At 73.7% G+C, this 21,912-nt stretch carries 12 protein-coding genes; 2 read left to right on the top strand and 10 right to left on the bottom strand.

Features of this window, described 5'->3' with window-relative positions; translation table 11 throughout:
* Positions 1–18: 18 nt before the first annotated feature.
* Complete coding sequence (gene guaA / locus ACLJPL_RS18510; RefSeq protein WP_411081922.1) at positions 19–1,605, bottom strand: glutamine-hydrolyzing GMP synthase; 1,587 nt, start codon at positions 1,603–1,605, stop codon at positions 19–21.
* Between the two features lie 330 nt (positions 1,606–1,935).
* Between guaA and ACLJPL_RS18505 the strand changes: the two genes are divergently transcribed.
* The gene (locus ACLJPL_RS18505; protein WP_411081921.1) at positions 1,936–2,229 is read left to right on the top strand and encodes a chorismate mutase; all 294 of its coding nucleotides are present in this window, start codon (positions 1,936–1,938) and stop codon (positions 2,227–2,229) included.
* 382 nt (positions 2,230–2,611) lie between these two features.
* On the opposite strand, the gene ACLJPL_RS18500 is transcribed toward ACLJPL_RS18505, so the two are convergent.
* The 9 genes from ACLJPL_RS18500 to ACLJPL_RS18460 all read right to left on the bottom strand — a co-directional run bounded on the left by ACLJPL_RS18500 (position 2,612) and on the right by ACLJPL_RS18460 (position 20,375).
* Positions 2,612–4,408, bottom strand: coding sequence for a peptidase (locus ACLJPL_RS18500; protein WP_411081920.1), 1,797 nt, complete (start codon positions 4,406–4,408; stop codon positions 2,612–2,614).
* Between the two features lie 123 nt (positions 4,409–4,531).
* The gene (locus ACLJPL_RS18495; protein ID WP_411081919.1) at positions 4,532–6,412 is read right to left on the bottom strand and encodes a GMC oxidoreductase; all 1,881 of its coding nucleotides are present in this window, start codon (positions 6,410–6,412) and stop codon (positions 4,532–4,534) included.
* Between the two features lie 62 nt (positions 6,413–6,474).
* Entirely contained in the window at positions 6,475–8,091 is a 1,617-nt protein-coding gene (locus ACLJPL_RS18490; protein WP_411081918.1) for a succinic semialdehyde dehydrogenase, read from the bottom strand.
* Between the two features lie 173 nt (positions 8,092–8,264).
* The gene (locus ACLJPL_RS18485) at positions 8,265–9,941 is read right to left on the bottom strand and encodes a serine/threonine-protein kinase (protein ID WP_411081917.1); all 1,677 of its coding nucleotides are present in this window, start codon (positions 9,939–9,941) and stop codon (positions 8,265–8,267) included.
* 254 nt (positions 9,942–10,195) lie between these two features.
* The gene (locus ACLJPL_RS18480; RefSeq protein WP_411081916.1) at positions 10,196–11,881 is read right to left on the bottom strand and encodes a protein kinase domain-containing protein; all 1,686 of its coding nucleotides are present in this window, start codon (positions 11,879–11,881) and stop codon (positions 10,196–10,198) included.
* 240 nt (positions 11,882–12,121) lie between these two features.
* Entirely contained in the window at positions 12,122–12,601 is a 480-nt protein-coding gene (locus ACLJPL_RS18475) for a hypothetical protein (RefSeq protein WP_411081915.1), read from the bottom strand.
* A 115-nt stretch (positions 12,602–12,716) separates the two neighbouring features.
* Positions 12,717–15,929: a protein kinase gene (locus tag ACLJPL_RS18470; protein ID WP_411081914.1), complete on the bottom strand. Its 3,213-nt coding sequence runs from the start codon at positions 15,927–15,929 to the stop codon at positions 12,717–12,719.
* A gap of 243 nt (positions 15,930–16,172) precedes the next feature.
* On the bottom strand, positions 16,173–18,383 hold the full coding sequence (locus tag ACLJPL_RS18465; RefSeq protein ID WP_411081913.1) for a protein kinase domain-containing protein: 2,211 nt from the start codon (positions 18,381–18,383) through the stop codon (positions 16,173–16,175).
* 285 nt (positions 18,384–18,668) lie between these two features.
* Positions 18,669–20,375, bottom strand: a complete 1,707-nt coding sequence (locus ACLJPL_RS18460) for a glycerol-3-phosphate dehydrogenase/oxidase (protein ID WP_411081912.1) — start codon at positions 20,373–20,375, stop codon at positions 18,669–18,671.
* Between the two features lie 249 nt (positions 20,376–20,624).
* Between ACLJPL_RS18460 and ACLJPL_RS18455 the strand changes: the two genes are divergently transcribed.
* Positions 20,625–21,887, top strand: a complete 1,263-nt coding sequence (locus ACLJPL_RS18455; protein ID WP_411081911.1) for a nucleotide sugar dehydrogenase — start codon at positions 20,625–20,627, stop codon at positions 21,885–21,887.
* The last annotated feature ends 25 nt before the right edge of the window (positions 21,888–21,912 follow it).

The following is a 21,912-nucleotide window of genomic DNA, read 5'->3' as shown; positions in this document are numbered from 1 at the left end:
CTCACCGGGAGCGGGAGGTCACTCCCACTCGATCGTCCCCGGCGGCTTGCTCGTCACGTCGAGGACCACGCGGTTGACGTCGGCGACCTCGTTGGTGATGCGGGTGGAGATCTTCGCCAGCGTCTCGTACGGCAGGCGCGACCAGTCGGCCGTCATGGCGTCCTCGGAGGAGACCGGGCGCAGCACGATCGGGTGGCCGTAGGTGCGGCCGTCGCCCTGGACGCCGACCGAGCGGACGTCGGCGAGGAGGACCACCGGGCACTGCCAGATGTCGCGGTCCAGGCCGGCCGCCGTCAGCTCCTCGCGGGCGATGGCGTCGGCCTCGCGGAGGAGGTCCAGGCGGTCCTTGGTGACCTCGCCGACGATGCGGATGCCGAGGCCGGGGCCGGGGAACGGCTGGCGCTGGACGATCTCCTCGGGGAGGCCGAGCTCCTGGCCGACCATCCGGACCTCGTCTTTGAACAGCTGGCGCAGCGGCTCGACGAGCTGGAACTCGATGTCGTCGGGGAGGCCGCCCACGTTGTGGTGGGACTTGATGTTGGCGGTGCCGGTGCCGCCGCCGGACTCCACGACGTCCGGGTAGAGCGTGCCCTGGACCAGGAAGGCGACCTCGGGGCCGTCCTCCTGGAGGATCTCCAGCTGGGCCTGCTCGAAGACGCGGATGAACTCGCGGCCGATGATCTTCCGCTTCTGCTCGGGGTCGGAGACCCCGGCCAGCGCGTCCAGGAAGCGCTTCTCGGCGTCGACCACCTTCAGCTTCGCGCCGGTCGCGGCCACGAAGTCCTTCTCGACCTGCTCGGTCTCGCCCTTGCGCATCAGCCCGTGGTCGACGTACACACAGGTCAGCTGCGAGCCGATGGCCTTCTGGACGAGCGCCGCGGCGACGGCGGAGTCGACGCCGCCGGACAGGCCGCAGATCGCGCGCTTGGAGCCGACCTGCTCGCGGATGAGGGCGACCTGCTCCTCGACCACGTTGGTGGTGGTCCAGTTCGGCTCGATGCCCGCGCCCCGGTAGAGGAAGTGCTCCAGGACCTGCTGCCCGTGGGTCGAGTGCATGACCTCGGGGTGGTACTGGACGCCGTAGAGCTTCTTCTCGTCGTTCTCGAAGGCGGCGACCGGCACGACGTCGGTGGACGCGGTGACGGTGAAGCCCTCGGGGGCCGCCGAGCAGGCGTCGCCGTGCGACATCCACACCGGCTGCTCGGTGGGCGTGCCCTCGAAGAGCGTCGAGCCCGCCTTCGTGACGTGCAGCGGGGTGCGGCCGTACTCACGCGCCCCGTTGTCGTCGACCGTGCCGCCGAGGGCGGTCGCCATCAGCTGGAAGCCGTAGCACATGCCGAAGACGGGGACCCCGGCCTCGAACAGCGAGCGGTCCAGGGAGGGGGCGTCCTCCGCGTAGACCGACGACGGGCCGCCGGACAGGATGATCGCGCGGGGGTTCTTCGCCAGCATCTCGGCCACCGGCATGGTGGACGGGACGATCTCGCTGTAGACCCGGGCCTCACGGACGCGGCGGGCGATGAGCTGGGCGTACTGCGCGCCGAAGTCGACGACGAGGACCACGTCGGCCGTGGTGTCGGGGGCGGCGGGGGGTGCTGCTGGCACGGGGCGGCCTTCCGGCGGTGGTGAAGGGGGTCGGTCCTTCCGATTCTACCGGCCGTGCGCGAGCCCTCGGCCGGGCCGGGCGCGGGGCCCGCGTCTCACGATCCGGGCCCCGCCTTGGCCGGGCCGCCGGGCCGGGGCCATACTGTTCCCATGCTTCAGCACACGACCTTCGTCTTTACCTATGGCATCCGGCCCGCCGGCTGCCATGGTCGTGCTGCTTGAGTCACTGACGAGCAACGTTCCAGGCGCCCCGGGCCATCAGGCCCGGGGCGTCTCTCGTGTCCGGGTCTCTCGCCCCGGGGGGCCGCCACCCCACCGGGAGTCACCACCATGAGCAGCAGCACCACAGCCACCACGGCCACCGGCGCGCACACCGACGAGGCCGCCGCCCTGATCGGCGGCGCGCGGGAGCGCATCGACGCCCTCGACGACCGGATCATCGGCCTCATCCAGGAACGGATGGCCGTCTCGGCGGTGATCCAGAAGGCCCGCATCACCTCCGGCGGCCGCCGGGTCAACCTCTCCCGCGAGACGGCCGTCCTCAGCCACTACAGGGACGCGCTGGGCAAGCCGGGCACCGCGCTCGCGATGACGCTGCTGGAGCTGTGCCGCGGCCGGGTCTGAGGGCCCGGCAGAGGCCCAGCAGGACCGTATCTGCGTTCGGTCCCCGTCTCACCCGTACGGCGCGTGACCGGGGGCGCGGCGCCTTCGTTGGTCCCGATGTCCGTGCCAACCAGGGGCGGCATCGGTAGAAAACCACGCGTGGCTCCGCCGGGACGTGTGACGTACCGCAGGTGCGTCGTGGGACCACATCCCGGCGCATGTGACCGGTCCGCAGGGGACAGCGGCCCGGTCACCCCATGTGCGGCCGTACCCGGGGACGCCCGGGTCGGCCGCATCGGGATGTAGACGTCAGTCGGGACGGAGGCTGTTCCCCCTCCATCCCTCCCCCGCTCGCCCCTCCCTCCTGCCTTTCCCTCCTGTCCCTCCCTCCTGCCTTCCTTCCTCAGACCCGCCGCCGTCGCCCGGCCGCAGTGAACAGCGCCAGGCCCGCCGTCAACGCCGTGACCGCCGCCGCGCCCGAGGCGAGCACGGCGGTGGACGATCCGGTGGAGGCCAGGCTGCCGCCGTTCCCGGCGGCGCTGTCCGCGCCCGGGCCGCCGGAACCGCCTGAGCCGCCCCCGCCGTCCGTGTCGCCTCCGCCCGTCGCGGCCGTCGCGCCCTCCGCGCCCCGGGCGGCGGACCCGGACGTTCCGGGGGCGTCGTCGCCCGGGGCGTCCGTGGGAGCGCTCGACGGTTCGCCGGGGCCGTCGCCCGGGCCGCCCGACCACCCGCCGCCCGCCCCGTTGAGGACCACCCGGGCCGTGTCGTTGCCCGCCCTCGGGTCGAACGGCAGCCCCGGCCGCCGGAGCTCCGGGCCCCTCACCGTGACCCGGCCGACCGCGCCGGTGCGCACCTCGTCGATCCGCAGCCCGAAGGTCAGGTCCAGCCCGCCGCCGTCGCGCACGGTCGTCGAGGTCGGGCAGACGTAACGCGGCGCGGGGCCCGTCCCGTCCTCGCGGTACGCGCCATCGGCCCTCGCCGCCCGGCACCCCGCCGGCGCGGAGACGACGGTCGCGCCCGGCGGCACGGTGAAGTCGACGGCGGCGACGCTCCCGCCGGACCGGAGGCGGCCGATCCAGGCCGGGCCGTCGTTGCGGAACCCGATGTCCGCCGTGACCGTGTCGCCCACGGCCCCGGACGCGGTGTCCCCGTACGCGACGAAGTCGGCCGTGTTCTCCGTACGGAAGTCGGCCCGGCGCTCGTTGTCGCCCGGTTCGAGGTCCACGGCCCGGGCCGCCCCGGGCTGCTTCAGCTGTACGGCCCTGAGCACGGCGTCCGCCCCGTGCGCGAGGGAGCGGGCGGCGGGCGCGCGCCGGTCCGCGCCGCTCTCGTGGATGCCGTACACGAAGGTGTCGCGGTAGGCCCGGGTGGTGGCCTCCAGCGTCAGCGGGGCGGCCAGCGTGTACGTCCCGCCCGCCTCGAAGGAGCCCTCGACGGAGCAGCGGGCCGTGGTCCAGCCGCCGCCGGGGAGGTCCGGGGCGTCGGTCGCGTACGCGCAGTTGGAATAGCGCTGCGGGATGTCGAGGCCGCGCGAGTACCGCAGGGTGAGGACGACGCCCTCGGCCGCGCGGCTGCCCCGGTTGGTGAACGTGATCGGGGCCGGCTGCCTGTGGCCGGGGGTGAGCTCGTGCTCGAAGGGGAGTTCCCGCATCACCAGGTCGGGGCCGCCGACCGTGAGCCGGGCGGTGAACGGGGTGAAGGCCGCGCCCCCGGCCTCGCCGGTCACCCGGATCGTGCCGGAGTCGCCCGGCTCGCTGCCCTCGGCCGCGCCGAGGAGGAGGTCGGCGAGGGGGGTGAGGCCGGGTGGCAGGCCGTGGCCGGTGCAGACGGCGGTGCGGGGCCCGGTGGTCCCGCAGGTGATGCCGGGGCCGGCGTCGAGGGCGAGGGTGTCGAGGTCCGCGACGCCCCCGGCGCCGGTCAGGTCGAAGGTGACGGCGAAGTCGCCCTCGTAACCCTTCCCGCCCCCGGCCGGGTTGGCGACCGTGATCGCCACCGCGGTCCGCCGCGGCTCGCCGCCGCCCTCCGCGTACGGGTGCAGGGCCGTCCCGGCCGGGCCGCCCAGGGCGAACACCGGGGCCTCGGCCCGGGGCGGAGCGGTGGTGGCGGCCACGGTGAGCGAACCGGCGGCGAGCAGCAGGGCGGTGGCGGCGAGCCCGCCCGCCCGGCTGCGCGACGCGGTTCGCGGGGAGAAGCGTGTCATCGCGGGACCTCGGGGACTCGGCAGGAGCTGTGCGACTGCCCCCGTCACCGGGCAGTCAGGCGTTCGACCCCGCAGCGTACGGGGTCGGGCGCACCGTTCTCCGAAGAGCGGCCCAAGAGATGATCACGGATTGGGTACGGGGGTGTTCCCGACGCCCTTCACGTCCGCACCGGCCTCCACGGTGTCCCTCGGCGGCACCACGGGGATGCCGAGGAACGGCAGCTTCAGCGCCGCGAACGCGTCCTTGGGCACGGTCGGGGCCAACGGCTCGACGGGCGTGAGGCGTTCGTAGCCCGCGCCCTGCTCCGGGCGCGGGTCCGCCTCGCCCTTGTTGGGCCACAGCGACATCGCGCGCTCGGCCTGGGCCGTGATGGTCAGCGACGGGTTGACGCCGAGGTTGGCGGAGATCGCGGAGCCGTCGACGACGCTGATGCCGGGGTGGCCGTAGAGGCGGTGGTACGGGTCGATGACGCCCTCCTCCGCACTCGCGCCGATCGGGCAGCCGCCGAGGAAGTGGGCGGTGAGCGGGGTGCCCATCAGCTCGCCGACGTTGGAGCCGGCGAAGCCGTTGATCTCCTCGGCGAGGAGGGTGGCGCTGCGGGTCGCCTCGGGGATCTGGGTCGGGTTGGGCGCGCCGTGGCCCTGGCGGGCGGTGAGCAGGCCCTTGCCGATGCCGCCCGTCTTGCGGTACGTCGTCAGGGAGTTGTCGAGCGACTGCATGACGAGCCCGATGATGGTGCGCTCGGACCAGTGGTGGTTGGAGAGCGAACGGGCGGCGAGGGTGGGGTGCTTGACCATGTTGGCGAGCCAGCCGCGCACCCGGTGGGCCCCGTAGGGCACCTGGAGGATCGACATCGCGCCCATGGCGTTGGAGCCCTTGCCGTAACGGACGGGCTCGATGTGGGTGTTGTCGTCCGGGTGGATCGAGGAGGTGATCGCGACGCCCTGCGAGAAGTCGGCCTTGGCGATGCCGTGCTTCTTGCGGTAGCGCCGGTCGCTGGTCTGGGAGCCCACCAGCGCCTCGGAGTTGGTACGGGTCAGCTCACCGAGCCTCGTGGAGAGCCGGGGCAGCAGGCCCCGGTCCCTCATGGTGTGCAGCAGGGTCTGGGTGCCGTACGTGCCCGCCGCGACGACCACCTTGCGGGCGCGCAGCCGGGTGGGCTTCGCCTTGCGGCGGCGGTCGGTGGGGACGGTGAGGACCCGGTAGCCGCCCTCGGGGTCGTCGGTGACCGCGACGACGGAGGTCATCGGGTGGATGACCGCTCCGGCCTTCTCCGCGAGATGGAGGTAGTTCTCGTTGAGGGTGTTCTTGGCTCCGTGGCGGCAGCCCGTCATGCACTCGCCGCACTCGGTGCACGCCTTGCGGGCGGGTCCCGCGCCGCCGAAGTACGGGTCGGGGACGGTGTCGCCCGGCTTGGCCCTCGCGGTGCCGTCCGCGTCCTTGCCGTCGCCGAAGAACACGCCGACCGGGGCCAGGTGGAAGGTGTCGCCGACGCCCATCGCCTCGGCGGCGTTCTTGAGGTGGACGTCGGAGGGGGTCATGGTCGGGTTGAGGCGGACCCCGAGCATCCGGCGGGCCTGGTCGTAGTACGGCTTCAGCTCGTCCTGCCAGTCGGTGATCGAGGCCCACTGGCGGTCCTCGAAGAACGGCGCGGGCGGCACGTACAGCGTGTTGGCGTAGTTGAGCGAGCCGCCGCCGACGCCCGCCCCGGCGAGCACCATGACGTTGCCGAGCAGATGGACGCGCTGGATGCCGAAGAGGCCGAGGGCGGGGGCCCAGAGGTAGTTCTTGAGGTCCCAGGACGTCTTGGGGAGCGTGCCGGGGGTGAAGCGGCGGCCCGCCTCCAGGATTCCGACGCGGTATCCCTTCTCCGTCAGCCGCAGGGCGGACACCGCCCCGCCGAAGCCGGAGCCGACGACCAGGACGTCGTAGTCGTACGCGGCGTCGTCCTCGGCCGGCACATGGCTCACGGCCTGTTTCTGGGCAGGGCTGTCCTGGGACATGGCGCTCCTCACTACGGAATCGGAACGAAAAGGGCGTACTGCGGCGGCTTCCGGCGGGGCGCTCAGCGCAGCCGGAACGCCTTCATCGCCTTGAGGCTGCGGGTCATGAACGCGGCGTACTTCTCGTCGTCCATCCCGAAGGACGGCGCGAGCGGGATCAGCCGCTGCTGGGCGACGGTCTGGGCCTCGGTGAACTTGAGGATGCCCTCGGAACCGTGCCGCCGGCCGAGACCGGAGTCCTTCATGCCGCCCATCGGGGACTGGACGCTGCCGTAGGCGGGGGCGTACCCCTCGTTGATGTTGACGGTGCCGGTCCGCAGCCGGGCGGCGATCCGGTGGCCGCGTCGCGAGTCGGTGGTCCAGACGCTGGAGTTGAGACCGTACGGGGTGGCGTTGGCCAGCGCGATCACCTCGTCCTCGTCGCTGAACCGGTAGATGGCGACGACCGGGCCGAAGGTCTCCTCGGTGCAGACGGCCATCGGCGCCTCCACTCCGTCGAGGATGGTCGGCTCGTAGAACAGCGGGCCGATGTCGGGGCGGGCGACCCCGCCCGCGATGAGCGTCGCGCCCTTCTCGACGGCCTCGGCGACATGCCGGCTGACGGTCTCCAGCTGGCGTTCCCCGACGAGGGAGCCCATGTCGGCCCCGTACGCGAGGGAGTTGCCGAGCCGCATGGCCTTCGTACGGGTGGCGAAGCGCTCCACGAAGTCGTCGGCGACGGACTCGTGGACGTACAGCCGCTCGATGGAGATGCAGAGCTGCCCGGCGGAGGAGAAGCAGGCGCGGACCGCGCCCTGGGCGGCCTTCTCGACGTCGGCGTCCTTCAGGACGAGCATGGCGTTCTTGCCGCCGAGCTCCAGCGACACGCCGACCAGGCGGGAGGCCGCGCCGATGGCGACCTCGCGGCCGGTGCGGGTGGAGCCGGTGAAGGAGACGTAGTCGGCGCGGCTGACGACCTCGGGGCCGACGACGGGTCCCTCGCCCAGGACGACCTGGAAGACCTCGGCGGGCAGTCCGGCCTCGATGAGCAGGTCACGGGCCCACAGGGCGGTCAGCGCGGTCTCCGTGTCGGGCTTCATCACGACGGCGTTGCCGGAGACGAACGCGGGCAGGGCGTCGCCCACGGACAGCTCGAAGGGGTAGTTCCACGGGGCGATCTGGCCGATCACCCCGCGCGGCTGGCGCAGTTCGGTGACCTTGGTGAGGGTGGGGACGACGCCGGTGTGCCGCTTCGGCCTGAGGTAGGAGGCGGCCCTGCGCCCGTAGTGGCGGGCGGCGACGGCGACGGACAGCACCTCCTCATGGGCGTGCAGCCGGGCCTTGCCGGTCTCCAGCTGGATGAGGTCGAGGACCTCGGACTGGCGGCTGAGCACGAGGTCGTGGAAGCGGAGCAGGACGGCGGCCCGCTGCCGGACGGGGGTGTCGGCCCAGGCCGGCTGGGCGGCGCGGGCCCGGTCGAAGGCGGCGGCGACGTCCTCGGGGGTGGACTCGGGCAGATCGGCCAGCTTCTCGCCGGTGAACGGCGCGTGGTTGGCCGTGCGGCCCGACCCGACGACGCCGCGGGTCAGCTGGGCGATCACCTCGGGGGTGACCACGTCGGCGGCCGTGCGCACGCCGGCGGGGGCGACCGCCACGGGGTTCGTACCGAGAGGGGCGTCAGGGGCCTGCGAGTCCGTCATGAGGCCGAGAGTATGTCCAGACGCACCCTTTGGGTACCCGTGGGTAACAGATTTTCACCGGACCCGCCGGCCATCCAGGGCCATCACCTCGAACGAGCCAGCGATCACTGGCGACATAACCGCTGATCAGTGGCTATGCGGCGGTGCGGGCGGACGCGATCCGCCCGCAGCCGTCAGGAATCGTGAATCTTCAGCCCCTCGACGACCTCGGCGAAGATCCGCTCCCCGTCCTCGGCCGCCTGTCCCTGCGCCGGCATCCGCACCCGGGCGTTCCAGTGCGGCTCCTCCGGCTTCTCGCCGGGGATCAGCAGCTCGTGGAGCCGGTAGCGCACGGGGTCGTCGTCGGAGGCGTCGGCGTACGGGATGTAGTCGGTGACCATGTCGACGGCGTCGCGCCCCTGGTGCTTGACCTTCTTGTGGGTCGGGGAGGCGTCCGCCATCTGCGTGGCGTTCTCCCCGCCCTTCTCGTAGTACGCCTTACGGGCCGCCGGGTCGGGTCCCGGGTCTTCCCTGTCCTCGCTCTGGCCCCGCCGCCAGAAGGTGATCTCGAAGACGCCGCTGGGGTCCACGTACCAGACCAGCTCGCCGCCGTCCTGCTCAACCCGCTTGTAGTCCTCGGGCACCGCCACGTCCGCCGACAGCACCTCGTTCTCCGGCCTGACCTGCCACCCCTCGGGCGGCCCGTCGCCCGCGAACGGGTTGACCAGGACCAGGACCAGCGCCAGCACCACCGCCAGCGCCCCGCCCGCCAGGCCGAACTGCGCGGCCCGGTTGCGGTGCAGCACCGGCGGCACCCACTTGCTGCCACCGCCCGTCGAGGCGGCGAACAGCTCGGTGGGCCGGGCCGGGGCGGCGATCTCCTGGAGCACCCGGCGGACCTCGGCGGTGGGCGGGCGGGCCGCCGGGTCCTTGCGGAGCAGCCGCATCACGAGCAGCCCGAAGGCGTCCGTGGCGCGCGCGGGCATCTGCGGTTCGGCGGTGAGCACGGCCTGGAGGGTGGCCGGGGTGTTCGAGCGGCGGTACGGGGACATCCCCTCCACCGCCGCGTACAGCACGACCCCCAGCGACCAGAGGTCGGAGGCCGGTCCCGGGTGCTGGCCGAGCACCCGCTCCGGCGAGATGTACTCGGGCGAGCCGATGAACGCCCCCGTCTCCGTGAGCCGCTGCTCGCCCTCCACCTGGGCGATCCCGAAGTCGGTGAGGACGACCCGGTCGGCGGTGCCGAGCAGCACGTTGTCCGGCTTGACGTCCCGGTGCAGGATGCCCGCGGCGTGGGCGGCGGTCAGGGCGTCGAGGACAGCGAGGCCGATCCTGGCGGCCTCGCGGGTGTCGAGGATGCCTTCCTGGAGGCGGTCGCCGAGCGACTGGCCGCGCACCAGCTCCATGACGATCCACGGCCGGCCGTCCTCCATGACGACGTCGTGGATGGTGACGACCGAGGGGTGGTCGATCCGGGCGGCGGACCGCGCCTCCACCTGCATGCGCCGGTGGGCGGTGGCGTGTTCGCGCTCGCCCAGGTGCTCCGGTACGCGGGGCTCCTTGACGGCCACCTCACGGTCGACGACCTGGTCGTGCGCCCGCCACACCGTGCCCATCCCGCCGTGCCCGAGCCGGGCCAGCAGCCGGTAGCGCCCTCCGACGACCCGGTCCACCGCGCCGTCCGGGGCCGGCGGGGCCTGGGAGGCGGTGGGGGCGTGCGGGGCCTGAGGGGCTTGCGGGCCTTGCGGGGCGGGGATGTGCGCGGAGGGCGTCGGGGGCGCGGGATCGGGTGCGCCGGCGGGCGGCGTGGGGCGCGGCGGCTGGAGTCCGTAACTGGTGGGCTCGTTGGCCCGTCCCCCGTGGTTGCTCATGGCCCCATCCTGGGTCACGCCCGGGGGCGGACACCACAGGGGCCGGTCACCGGATGCAGAGCCGTGACGTACGGGACCGGGACCGTGACGTACGGAACCGTGACGTACGGAGACGGGCTCACGGGACCGATGCGTACCCGGGGACGGGCCCCGGGGGGGGCGGCGCTGGGCGTACGGGACCGGGGGCACGGCCTACAGGACCGGCGTTCACGGCGTACGGGACCGGCGGCACGGCGTACGGGGCCGGCCTCCGGTCAGTTCTGCGCGGCGGGGGCCCGCCAGCTGCGCAGCATGATGTCGAAGCGCTCGCGGCTGGTCTTCCAGCCCTCTTCCGGGGCCGTCAGATAGAGGGCGTACTCGGGGCCGCCCGGGCCGCCGTAGTACATCTGGTCGATCCCGTGCCGGGGGCCGGCGTGGTCCTTGGTCTCGTTCCAGGTGAACTCCCAGAGCGAGCCCGGCCGATCGCGGAAGGTGTTCTTCTCCAGCGCGATCCGCCGGTAGCCCGGCAGCCGCTCGGAGAGCTGCTGCTCCATGTTCTCCATATGGAGGTACGGATGGTCGAAGTCCGGGTCCGGGTCGACGCTGATCCGGATCCGGTGGGCCCCGTCGTCCGGCGTGTAGTCGATCTGCCCGTCCTGCACCCGGCGCTTCCAGTCCTTCGGCACGACCAGGCTGAAGCCCGCCGGATCGTCGACCCGGCGCCAGCCCTCGGGTATCTCCGGCGCCCCCTGCTCGGTGATGGGGGCGGGGGTGGTGGGGGCGGCCGTCCGCTCGTCGGCCACGGCGGAACGGCCCGCGCCTCCGCCGTAGTTCAGCGCGACCAGCCCGGCCACGCCCCCGAGAACCGCTGTGGCGGCGACCGTGACGAGCACCGTGCGCCGCCGGTACCCACCGCGCCGGGTGACGGGGGTGGAGGTGCGGCCGGCGACGGGAGCGGTGGGCGGGGGCGTCGAAAGCGCCGGTGCGGGGGGCCGGCCGGGGAGCCGGGCCGTGGAGCCGTCGGAGCCGGAACCGCCGGAGCCCGGGGCGTCCGTGGCCGGGAACCCGTACCGGGCCTCCTCCGGCACCCGCTGCGTCGGCACATGCGCCTGGGCCGAGCGCGGCTCCCGGCCCTCCATGGCCTCCAGGAACATCTGCTCGGCCTCGGCGGGGGCGGGCCGGTGGGCCGGGTCCTTGCGGAGGAGCGCGATGATGACGGGGCCCAGCGGACCGGCGTTGACGGGCGGCGGCGGTTCCTCGGTGACGACGGCCTGCATGGTGGAGATCGGGGACGTACGGCGGAAGGGGGAACGGCCCTCGACCGCCGTGTACAGGGTCGCGCCCAGCGACCAGAGGTCGGAGGCGGGCCCGGGGTCGCCGCCGCGTACCCGCTCGGGGGCCAGGTAGTCGATGGAGCCCACCAGTTCACCGGTCCGGGTGATGGTGGAGTCGCCCTCGATGGCGGCGATCCCGAAGTCGGTCAGGAGCACCTGCCCGTCGCGGGCCAGCAGGACGTTGCCGGGCTTCACGTCGCGGTGCAGCACCCCGGCCCCGTGCGCGGCGCGCAGCGCGCCCAGCACATGGAAGCCGATCCGGGCGGCCTCGCGCGGGGCGATCTCGCCGCTCTCCTTGGCGGCGTCGGCGAGCGAGGGCCCGTCGACGTACTGCATGACGATCCAGGGGCGTTTGTCGTACTCGATCACATCGTGGACGGTGACGACGCCGGGGTGCGTGATACGGGCCGCCGCACGCGCCTCCTTCTGCGTGCGGGCGTGCAGGACGAGCCGGTCGGCCTCGGCGACGTACAGCCCGGCGGTCAACTCCTTGACCGCGACCGTGCGGTGCAACACCTCGTCATGGGCGCGCCAGACCTTGCCCATGCCCCCGCGCCCGAGGACCTCGCCCAGCCGGTAACGCCCCGCCAGCACCAGTCCCGCAGCCGCGCCTTGTGTTCCGTCCACGTGTGTCCCCGCCCCGTTCCTCGGCTGCCAGATTACGGAGCGGGGGCGGCGGCGGGGAACCGGGGATCGCCCACGAGACCGCACTGTGATGGTTGTCGACTCCGGCCAAGTGGCGGTGGATCGGACGCCGGTGGGCAACCGAGCCGCACGTGATTTCGGTCCGGGCCGGGGGACTCGCCGACTCGGCCTGATCACCGGCCCCGTTGGCGAGGGCTTGACGGCGCGCCTTCCGGGCCGGGCTCAGAGCAGGTCTTCACCCGTGTCCGCGTAGTCCGCCTCTTCCCCCTCGGGGTTCAGGGGATCCGCGCCGATCCGGGCGTGGAGGAGATACGCCCCGTGCGGCGCGTCGTCGCTGACGACCGGCCCGTCCTTGGCGCCCAGCACGCCGCCGGCGCCCTCCTCGTCGGCCTCGAACGCCCCCGGGTCCAGGCCCAGCCGCCTCGCGAGCGGCGACACCGAGGCGGACAGCCGACCCCGCGCACTCTTGCCGTCAACGGCCTCGCTCCCCGTGCTCCCGGCCCCTGCCAGGGGGGCCGCCACAAGGAGGCCGGCCAGAAATCCGCGGCGCAGGCCATCGGGGTGGGCGGCCTTGAACGTCACTGCGGACGGCTGGAGTTCGGCCACCAGCGGCAGCCAGACCCGCATCGCCTCGTCGGCGGTGCTCACCTGCTCCAGGTTGAGCTGGACACGAAAAACGACATCGTGCGGGGAGAACCGCATGGGTGGGTCACCTTTCCCTTCCGAGAGACGTCCACGGGGGAAGGGTGTCAGGGGCGCCAGGGCCACAAGCAGCGGGGCGGGGGCGTTCCTCATCCCTGCCCAGGGTGCCGGGCGCTCAGGCGCTCACCCGGTACGAGTTGACGGCCTGCCGATAGATCTCGCTGACCCTGTCGCGGTCGTTCTCCGGGCCGATGACCTGGATGATGTGGTAGCGGCCGTCGACGATCATGGCGAGGTTGCGGACGTACACCTCGCGCCCCCCGCTGTCCTGCCAGGTGAACTGCCCCTCGGCCATGGCCTGCCGGCCCACGTCGACCCGGCGCAGCCCGGACGAGGTGGACCAGCTGGAGTCCCGGAACGGCTGGAGTTCGGGCTGCTTGTCGCGCTGGTAGTCCAGCGGGTCGCCGCCGACCGCCTTCACGGTGTCCCGGCCGGGCACCACGAGCAGGGTGAACCCGTCGCTGCCGTAACGGATCTGACGGTCCGCGTTGGCGGGGCTGCGCTGCCAGTCCTTCGGTACGCCGATCGCGAAGCCCTCCGCGTCCTTGCGAAGCTCGTAGCCGGAGGCGAGCGCGGCGGCGGAGCGGCTGGTCTGCGGCTGCTGGGAGCCGGGGTCGGCGGGCGGCTCGGCGGCGGGGGCCGACGACTCCGGGGAGGGAGCGGGCGACCCGGTGCCGGGCGGTGCGGAGGCCGCCGGGCCCGTGGGCTGTCCGGACGCGCCGGTCCGCCCCTCCGGCTCCTGCTTCGGCAGGAAGAGGAAGGCGTACGCGACGGCGGCGGCCATCAGCAGCAGGATCAGGATCAGCAGCAGCCGGCCGAGGTGGCGCGGCGAACGCCCCTGGGACGGCCGGGCCGGTTCGCGCAGCACCCGGGGGCCCTTGGGCTCGCGCGGTGCCCGGGACGGGCGGGACTCCCAGGCGTCGACGGGGTGGCCGGACGGCTCGGGGACCCGTGCCGATTCGCGTCGCTGCGGCGGGGGCCGGCGGCGCGGGTCCGGGCGGTCGGCCGCACGCCGCTTCTCCATCTGCTGCCGCTGCCCCTTGCCCTGCCGGTGGCGGCCGTGCGCCGCTCCCCCGCCGAACCGGCCCCGCCGCCTGCGGACCAGCTCGCCCCGGCGGCGTACGACGGGAAGCCGGGTGGCGTCGGGCGCCGGCAGCGGGACCACGTCCGCGCCCGCCTCCGGCTCGGGGGCGGAGCGCACCAGCGAACGCAGCCAGCCGCGCAGCTCCTCGAAGTCCGGCCGCTCCGTGGGGTCCTGGCGCAGCAGCGACTCCACGACGGGCCGCAGCGCCCCGCACTCCTCCGCGAAGGCGGGCGGCTCGGCGCACACCATCTGGACGAGCTCGGCCGCGTTCTCCTCGGGGTAGGGGGCGTGGCCCTGGACGGCGCGGTAGAGCAGCGCGCCGAGCGCCCACAGGTCGGTGGAGGGGCCGATGGGGGGCGCGAGCCGCCAGTTCTCGTGGACGGGGCCCGCCTGTTCGGGGGCCCAGCGTTCGGTGACGGGTCCGACGACGGCGATCCGCGCCTGCCGGGCCCGCTCGGCCGCGAGGGGCGTCTCGGGGCCCCGGTAGGCGGCGGCCCTGCTGCCGCCCGCGACGGCTTCCTCCCAGGCGCTGGAGGCGGCCCGGTCGGCGACCGGGGCCCGCGAGGCGGGGGCGAGGGCGGAGGACGGCGGGCCGGGGCGGCGGGAGTCGGCGCGCAGCGCGTCCTGGCCGGAGCCGCCCGCCGGGACGGACCGCCCGGAGCCGGGCCCGTCGTCCCAGGTGCCCGCGAGGTGGACGCGGCGGCCGGGCGGGCGGGGGCCCTCTTCGTCGTCCTCGTCATCCTCGTCGTCGTACGGGTCCTCGCCCGGGCCGCCCCAGGGGCCGGTCATACGGGGGGCGGGCAGGCCGGGGGAGAAGGGGGCGGGGGGGTGCTGCGCCTCGCCCTCGGGGGTGGCGGTGTCCGCCTCGCCCCCCGGGGCGTCCTTCGCGAGGTTCGTGGGGGCCGCCGGGGTGTTCCCGGCCGCCTGCTGCCGGTCCTCGGTGACCCGGGCGGCGGCGCGCGCGCCCGCGCGGTAGGCGGCGATCGCCCCGGCGCGGGCGGCCCGCAACTGCGCGGCGCTCCCGGCCCCCGGCTCGGCGGGGGGCCGCGGTGCGCCGACGTAGGGCACGGCGGGCGCGGCGGGACGCGGGACGAGCTCCTGGCCGCCGTCCGTACCGTGCGCGCCGTCCGGCCCGGAGGCGGGGGCCTCGGGCTCCTGCCCCTGCGGCCCGCCGCCCTGGGGCGGCTGCTGCGCGTACGGCCGGTTCTGCTGCACATAGGGCGGCGGTACGGCGGGCAGCTCCCCGCTGTCATAGCGGTCATAGGTCTCGGCCGGCGGAAGCGAGTGCGGGAGGGAGTAGGGACCTCGACCGCCCGGCGACTCACCCGTCTCGGCCGCTCCAACGGCGCCGGGAGACGCGGAAGACCCATCCGCGCCTACGGCCCCGACGTCGTCGCCCTCGTCACCCTCGACGAATTCACCGACCGCGTCGAACTCATCGGCCTCGTCGACCTCATCGGCCTCGTCAAGCGCGTCAACGGCGTCAGCGCCATCAACCGCGTCGAACGCCTCGACGACCGGTATCCCCTGCGTCTCGTAGGCCGCGCCGACCTCGGCGGCCGCATAGCCCCCGTACTCACCGTGCTCCCCGTACCCCCCATGCCCGCCGTGCTCCCCGTACGTCTCCGAAGCGCCCACCGGCTCGTCGTCCGGCAGCGGCTCGGGGGCGTACCCGCAGAGGGCTTCCTCGGCCGCGCCCGCCGCCAGGCCGGTCAGCATGACGCGGCCGTCGTCGCAGACCAGGACCGTGCGGACGGTGATGTTGCGGTGGGTCCAGCCGTGCGCGTGGAGCACCCGCAGGGCGGTGAGCACGTCGGAGGCGATCTCGGCGGCCCGGTACGGGTTGAGGGGGCGCTCGGCGAGGAGGGCGGCGAGCGGGCGGGCCGCGACGAGCTCGCTGACTATCCAGAGCGAACCGGCCTCGGCGAACACGTCGAAGACCTGGTCGAGCCGGGGATGGTCGGGGACCTGGGCGGCGGCCTGCGCGGCCTCGATCGCCCGCCGGACCGCGGGGTCCGTACTGCGGCGCACCGCCCGCCCGGCGGCGCGCCCGGCCCCCGACGCCCGGCCGTCCGCGTCGAGCATCTCGGCGTCCACGATCTCCGGCAACGGCACCTGGCGGACCAGGACTTCCTGGCCGCTGTAGGTGTCGAACGCCCGGGTCTCGGCCAGTTCGAAGCCATCGGACGGAGGCAGCGGAAGGCGATAGCGGTCGGCAAGCACCCGACCCGCGTAGTCGTCCACGACGCCTCCCCAGAGCGCGCTGTTCCCCGGCCTTCAGGTCCGTACGAATCAGTCAGTTACGGTCATTCGGCGGGCAATTGACCCACTGTTCCGGCTGCGTACGGTCTGCCTCGTCTTACGATACGTGGCAACGCGGGCGGACGGGCCGGGTCGTACCAACCCGGCCCGTCCAATACCCGATGCGCGGCCCGCCCAATAACCGATGCGCGGGGCCCGCCCCGTGCCCGACGCGCGGCCGGGCGATCAGCCCGTGGGCTTGAAGGTGGCGAACGCCGTCTCGCGCAGCGTGCGGCACTCGTCCCCGTCCCACTCGTCCACCTTGCAGCTGGTCATGATCGAGTACCCGCGGTTGGCGTCGACCTTGAAGCCGCGGTTCAGGACCCGGACCCGGACGCCGTCGTGGCTGCGCTCGAACGTCCAGTCCGCGACGGTCGGATAGCCGTTGTACTCGACCTTCTTTATGCTCACGTGCTCATAGCCCTCGCTGCGGAGCCTGGTGCTCGCGACCAGCCCGCGCCAAGCGGCGACCGCGTCGTCCTTGGGCGAGCTGTTGAAGTCGACCTGGACCCGGGGGAAGCTGCCGCGCTCGGCGTTGTAGACGCCGCCGGAGTTCGAGCCCGCTATGGCCGTGCGCTTGAAGTTCCCCGGCATCGCCATGGTGAAGCGGAAGCGGTCGTCGGTGACCGGCTTGTACCCGGCGGGCAGAGCGTCGCCCGGCTCGTCGGTCTTCGGGTCGTCGGTCTTCGGATCGTCGGCGGGGTCGTCCGCGCCGGGCTCGTCCGTCTTCGGGTCGTCTCCCGTCGGTTCGCCGGACGCCTTGCCGTCCTCGCCGCCCTGCCCTTCCTTCTGCCCGCCCTCCTTGTCGCCCTTCTCGCCGGAACCGCCGCCCGTCGCGGCTCCGGCGGAGGCGGCGGTGTCGCCCTTGCCGCCACCGGAGTCGGACTTGTCGCCGTCGCCGAGGTTGAGCGCGAGAACGGTGCCGAGGATCGCGAGAACGATGACGCCCGCGATGATCGCGAGCGTGCGGCGCGGCACGACGTCGGTGATCGAGGCGCGGGTGGTGGCAGGCGACGTCGGAGGCCGCTGCGGCGGTACGGCGGCGGTGCCTGCGGCAGCCCCGGAAACCGGCGGCTTCGCCGGGGACTTCGGGCCGGTGGCCGTGGTCGTGGCCGCCGGACCGGACGGTGAGGCCGTCGTGACCTTGCCGCCCGGGGCGGAGGCCGCGCCCGGCGCGCGGGGCGGGCCGGCGGGCTTGGGCGGCGCGACGGGCGACCCGGCGGCCGCGGAGGCGGAGCCCTGGGAGGCGGAAGCCGACGAAGCGGCAGCCGGGGAAGCGGCAGCCGGGGAAGCGGCAGCCGGGGAAGCGGACGCAACGGCTCCCGCCGCCCCCGCCGCGGCGGCCGGCGCCGCCTTCGCGCTCCGCACGGAACGCAGCGCTCCGCGCAGCCGGTCGCGCGCGCCCTCGCCGGACTCGCCCGAACCGCCCGACTGCTTCGGCGGCTTGGCGGTCTTCGCCGCCTTGCCGGAACCGGGTTCGGCCTCGGACACCACCGGCAGGGCCATGACCTGGGTGGCGTCGGCGGGCGGCGGGACAGGGGCGTCGGGAGCGTTGATCACACCCTTGAGCAACGCCCGCGCACCGGCGTCGTCGAGCCGCTGGTCGGGGTCCCGGGCGAGCAGCCCGTAGATCACCTCGGTCAGCGGGCCGGCGTTCTTCGGCGGGTCGAGCGGTTCGGTCATCACGGCCGTCAGGGTGGCGATGGCCGAGCCCTTGTCGTACGGCGGGCAGCCCTCGACGCTCGCGTACAGCAGGCCGCCGAGCGACCACAGGTCGGCGGGCGGTCCCGGCTTGTGGCCGCGGGCCCGCTCCGGCGAGATGTACGAGGGGGCGCCGACGAGCATGCCGGTGGAGGTGACCGAGGGGTCGCCCTCGACCTGGGCGATGCCAAAGTCGGTGAGCACGACCCGGCCGTCCTCGGCGATCAGCACGTTGGACGGCTTCACGTCGCGGTGCAGGATGCCCTCACGGTGCGCCGAACGCAGCACGTCGAGAATGGCGAGCCCGACCTCGGCGGCCCGCTTCGGCGTCAGCGTGCCGTCCTCGCGGATCGCTTCGGCCAGCGACTTGCCCTCGATCAGCTCCATGACAATCCACGGCCGGTCGTCCTCGTCGACCACGTCGTAGACGGTGACCGCGCTGTTGTTGCGGATCCTCGCGATCGCCTTCGCCTCACGCAGGGTGCGCGTGATCAGCCGGCGCTTCTCGTCGTCGTCGATGGCCGACGGGAACCGCAGTTCCTTGACCGCGACCGTACGGCCGAGCGTCTCGTCGGCGGCGCGCCAGACCGTGCCCATGCCGCCGCGGCCGAGCACCTCCCCGAGCCGGTAGCGCCCCGCGAGGAGACGACCGTTCTTGTCCCGTTGGGGCTCCCGTGCCTGCTCCGCCTCCGACATGCGTCCCCTCTGCGATCAACCCGCCCTGGCAGAGCGTTCATTGTCCCTCACCCCGGGACCGGTCCTGGTGCCGGGTCCGGGGTCCGCCGCGACAAGGCGCGGCGGGGGGAGCTTCCCACAGCCTGCTACCAACCGGGCCTCCCCGTCCAGCGCCGACCGGGCGGCCACCGCCGCGAGGACAGGCCCCCAGGGGCTGTCCGAACGCCCAACCGGCCTGGAGGTGAAGGGCGGTGGCCGCCGGGGTGAACGGCGTCGCGACCTCGGTCGTGATCCGCCGGACACCGCCTAAATCGGCACGATGTCCGGAGCGCCGAGCCGGGCAGCGTCCGCCGTCAGGTCGTCCGGCTGCCGCTGCGACTCGCGTTCGGCCTCCACCCTCTTCTCGTAGTGCTCGACCTCCCGGTCGATCCGGTCCGCGTCCCAGCCCAGCACCGGCGCCATCAGCTCGGCGCAGAGCCGGGCGCTGCGGGTGCCCCGGTCGAACGTCTCGATGGAGATCCGGGTCCGCCGGGTCAGCACGTCGTCCAGGTGCCGGGCCCCCTCGTGGGAGGCCGCGTAGATGATCTCGGCGCGGAGGTAGTCGTCGGCGGCGGGCAGCGGTTCGCCCAGGGAGGGGTCGTCCAGGACCAGTTCCAGAATTTCCTCCGTCATTGAGCCGTACCGGTTGAGCAGATGCTCCACCCGGACGACATGGAGGCCGGTCCGGGCCGCGATCCTGGCGCGCGCGTTCCACAGGGCCTTGTATCCCTCGGCGCCCAGCAGCGGGGTGTCCTCGGTGACGCAGGCGGCGACCCGCTGGTCGAGCCCGTGCACCGCCTCGTCCACCGCGTCCTTGGCCATGACCCGGTACGTCGTGTACTTGCCGCCCGCCACGACCACGAGCCCGGGAGCGGGGTGGGCCACCGTGTGCTCGCGCGACAGCTTGCTCGTCGCGTCCGACTCACCGGCCAGCAGGGGCCGCAGTCCGGCGTAGACGCCCTGGACGTCGTCCCTGGTCAGCGGGGTGTTCAGGACGGTGTTCACATGCTGGAGGAGGTAGTCGATATCGGCGCTGGAGGCGGCCGGGTGGGCCTTGTCCAGGTCCCAGTCGGTGTCCGTGGTGCCGATGATCCAGTGCCGGCCCCAGGGGATCACGAACAGCACGGACTTCTCGGTGCGCAGGATGAGCCCGGTGGAGGAGTGGATGCGGTCCTTGGGGACCACCAGGTGGATGCCCTTGGAGGCCCGGACGTGGAACTGTCCGCGCTCCCCGATGAGCCCCTGGGTGTCGTCCGTCCACACGCCGGTCGCGTTGACCACCTGCTTGGCCCGGACCTCGTACTCCCTGCCGCCCTCCACGTCCTGGACCAGCGCGCCCACGACCCGCTCGCCCTCGCGGAGGAAGCCGATCACCCGGGCCCGGTTGGCGACGTGGGCCCCGTAGGAGGCGGCGGTGCGCACCAGCTCGGTGACGAAGCGGGCGTCGTCCATCTGGGCGTCGTAATACTGGAGTGCGCCGACCAGGGCGTCCTTCTTCAGCGCCGGGGCGACCCGCAGGGCGCGGCGGCGGGAGAGGTGCCGGTGCACGGGCAGGCCCCTGCCATGGCCGGATGAGACCGACATCGCGTCGTACAGCGCGACGCCGGAGCCCGCGTAGAGCCGCTCCCAGCCCTTGTGCTGCAAGGGGTAGAGGAAGGGCACCGGCTTCACCAGGTGCGGGGCGAGCCGCTCCAGGAGGAGCCCGCGCTCCTTCAGCGCCTCCCGTACGAGGGCGAAGTCGAGCATCTCCAGATAGCGCAGCCCGCCGTGGATCAGCTTGCTCGACCTGCTCGATGTGCCGGACGCCCAGTCGCGCGCCTCGACCAGACCGGTGGAGAGTCCTCTGGTCGCGGCGTCCAGCACCGTCCCGGCGCCGACGACGCCCGCCCCCACGACCAGCACGTCCAGCTCGCGTTCGGCCATGGCGGCGAGCGCGGCGGTGCGCTCGGCGGGTCCCAGTGTCGCTGTCCTCACTGCTGCCTCCCGGTGGATCGGGGTGGTCGGACACGGGAGTGCCACCCGGCCGAGGGGCCGGCCGCCCGTGTCCACTCCTCGATTCTGTCCGCGCTCCCCGACTTCAGCCACCGCCTGTGGACAACACTCGGACGACAGGCGTCACAGAATGCGACATATAGGTCATATTTACGCCTAGTCTGACATTGCACTGTCCACAGCACGTTGCGCTTTTCGTTCTCCGCCTTTATGGAAGGACGGCCCCTCGACATGCCCGCAGACCTCGCCGTCATCGGACTCGGCCACCTCGGCCTGCCCCTCGTCCAGGCCGCCGTGGCGGCCGGGATCGACACCGTCGGCTACGACACCGACCCCCGTCCCTGCGCGGAGCTCCGTGCGGGCCGCACTCCCGTCGAGGGCTCCCTCACCGCGTCCGAGATCCGCCGCATGCTCTCCGGCGGCTTCCGGCCCACCACCAGCGCCGCCGAGCTGGGCCGGGTCCGTACCGCCGTGATCTGCTCCCCCACCCCCCTCGGCCCCGACCGCGCCATCGACCTCACCGCCCTCGGCGACGCCGCCCGCGCCCTGGCCGCCCGGCTGCGCCCGCACACCACCGTGGTGCTGGAGTCCGCCGTGCCGCCCGGCACCACCGAGACCTTCCTGCGCCCCCTGCTCGAAGAGGGCTCCGGGCTCGTCGCCGGACGGGACTTCCACCTCGCCTGCTCCCCCAGCCGGCTCGACCCCGGCAACCGCACCCACCTCTACGCCAACACCCCCAAGGTCATCGGCGGCCTCACCCCCGCCTGCACCGAGTCGGCCGCCGCCTTCTACGGGCGGCTCACCGACAAGGTCGTACGGGCCCGGGGGCCGCGCGAGGCGGAGATGACGAAGGTGCTGGAGACCAACTTCCGGCACGTCAACATCGCGCTGGTCAACGAGATGGCGGTGGCCTGCCACGACCTCGGCGTCGACCTGTGGGACGTCATCCGGTGCGCGGAGACCAAGCCCTTCGGCTTCCAGACCTTCCGGCCGGGCCCCGGCGTCGGCGGCCACGGCGTCCCGGTGAACCCGGGCTGCCTCCCGTACAGCAGCCGCACCCCCGGCCACCCGCTGCGGATGGTCTCGCTGGCGCAGGAGATCAACGACCGGATGCCCAGTTACGTCATCCAGCGCTGCGCCACCCTGCTGAACGAGCACGGCAAGTCCGTCCGGGGCGCGCGTGTGCTGCTGCTCGGCGTCACCTACAAGCCGGACAGCGCCGACCAGGAGGCCGCGCCCGCCCGCGAGATCGCCACCCGGCTGATGGACATGGGCGCCCAGATCGGCTACCACGACCCGCACGTCCTGGACTGGCGGGTACGCGAACGCCCCGTCCCGCGCGCCGACTCGCTGTACGAGGCGGCCGCCGCGGCCGACCTGACCGTACTGCTCCAGCAGCACCGCACCTACGACCTCCAGGGCCTCGCGGTGAAGGCGCAGCTTCTTCTGGACACCCGGGGCGCGACCCCGGCGGGCGCGGCACACCGGCTCTGAGACCCGAAGCGGCGCGCCGCAACGA

This window comes from Streptomyces sp. cmx-18-6 (assembly GCF_046548915.1).
Taxonomy (GTDB): domain Bacteria; phylum Actinomycetota; class Actinomycetes; order Streptomycetales; family Streptomycetaceae; genus Streptomyces.
Note: the sequence above shows the minus strand (reverse complement) of the source record. Positions and strands in the feature narration are given on the sequence as shown.

Bases quoted from the DNA above. Each gene is read 5' to 3' on its own strand.
- ACLJPL_RS18505 (WP_411081921.1), top strand. From the start codon at position 1,936: ATGAGCAGCAGCACCACAGCCACCACGGCCACCGGCGCGCACACCGAC.
- ACLJPL_RS18500 (WP_411081920.1), bottom strand. From the start codon at position 4,408: ATGACACGCTTCTCCCCGCGAACCGCGTCGCGCAGCCGGGCGGGCGGG.
- ACLJPL_RS18495 (WP_411081919.1), bottom strand. From the start codon at position 6,412: ATGTCCCAGGACAGCCCTGCCCAGAAACAGGCCGTGAGCCATGTGCCG.
- ACLJPL_RS18490 (WP_411081918.1), bottom strand. From the start codon at position 8,091: ATGACGGACTCGCAGGCCCCTGACGCCCCTCTCGGTACGAACCCCGTG.
- ACLJPL_RS18485 (WP_411081917.1), bottom strand. From the start codon at position 9,941: ATGAGCAACCACGGGGGACGGGCCAACGAGCCCACCAGTTACGGACTC.
- ACLJPL_RS18475 (WP_411081915.1), bottom strand. From the start codon at position 12,601: ATGCGGTTCTCCCCGCACGATGTCGTTTTTCGTGTCCAGCTCAACCTG.
- ACLJPL_RS18465 (WP_411081913.1), bottom strand. From the start codon at position 18,383: ATGTCGGAGGCGGAGCAGGCACGGGAGCCCCAACGGGACAAGAACGGT.
- ACLJPL_RS18455 (WP_411081911.1), top strand. From the start codon at position 20,625: ATGCCCGCAGACCTCGCCGTCATCGGACTCGGCCACCTCGGCCTGCCC.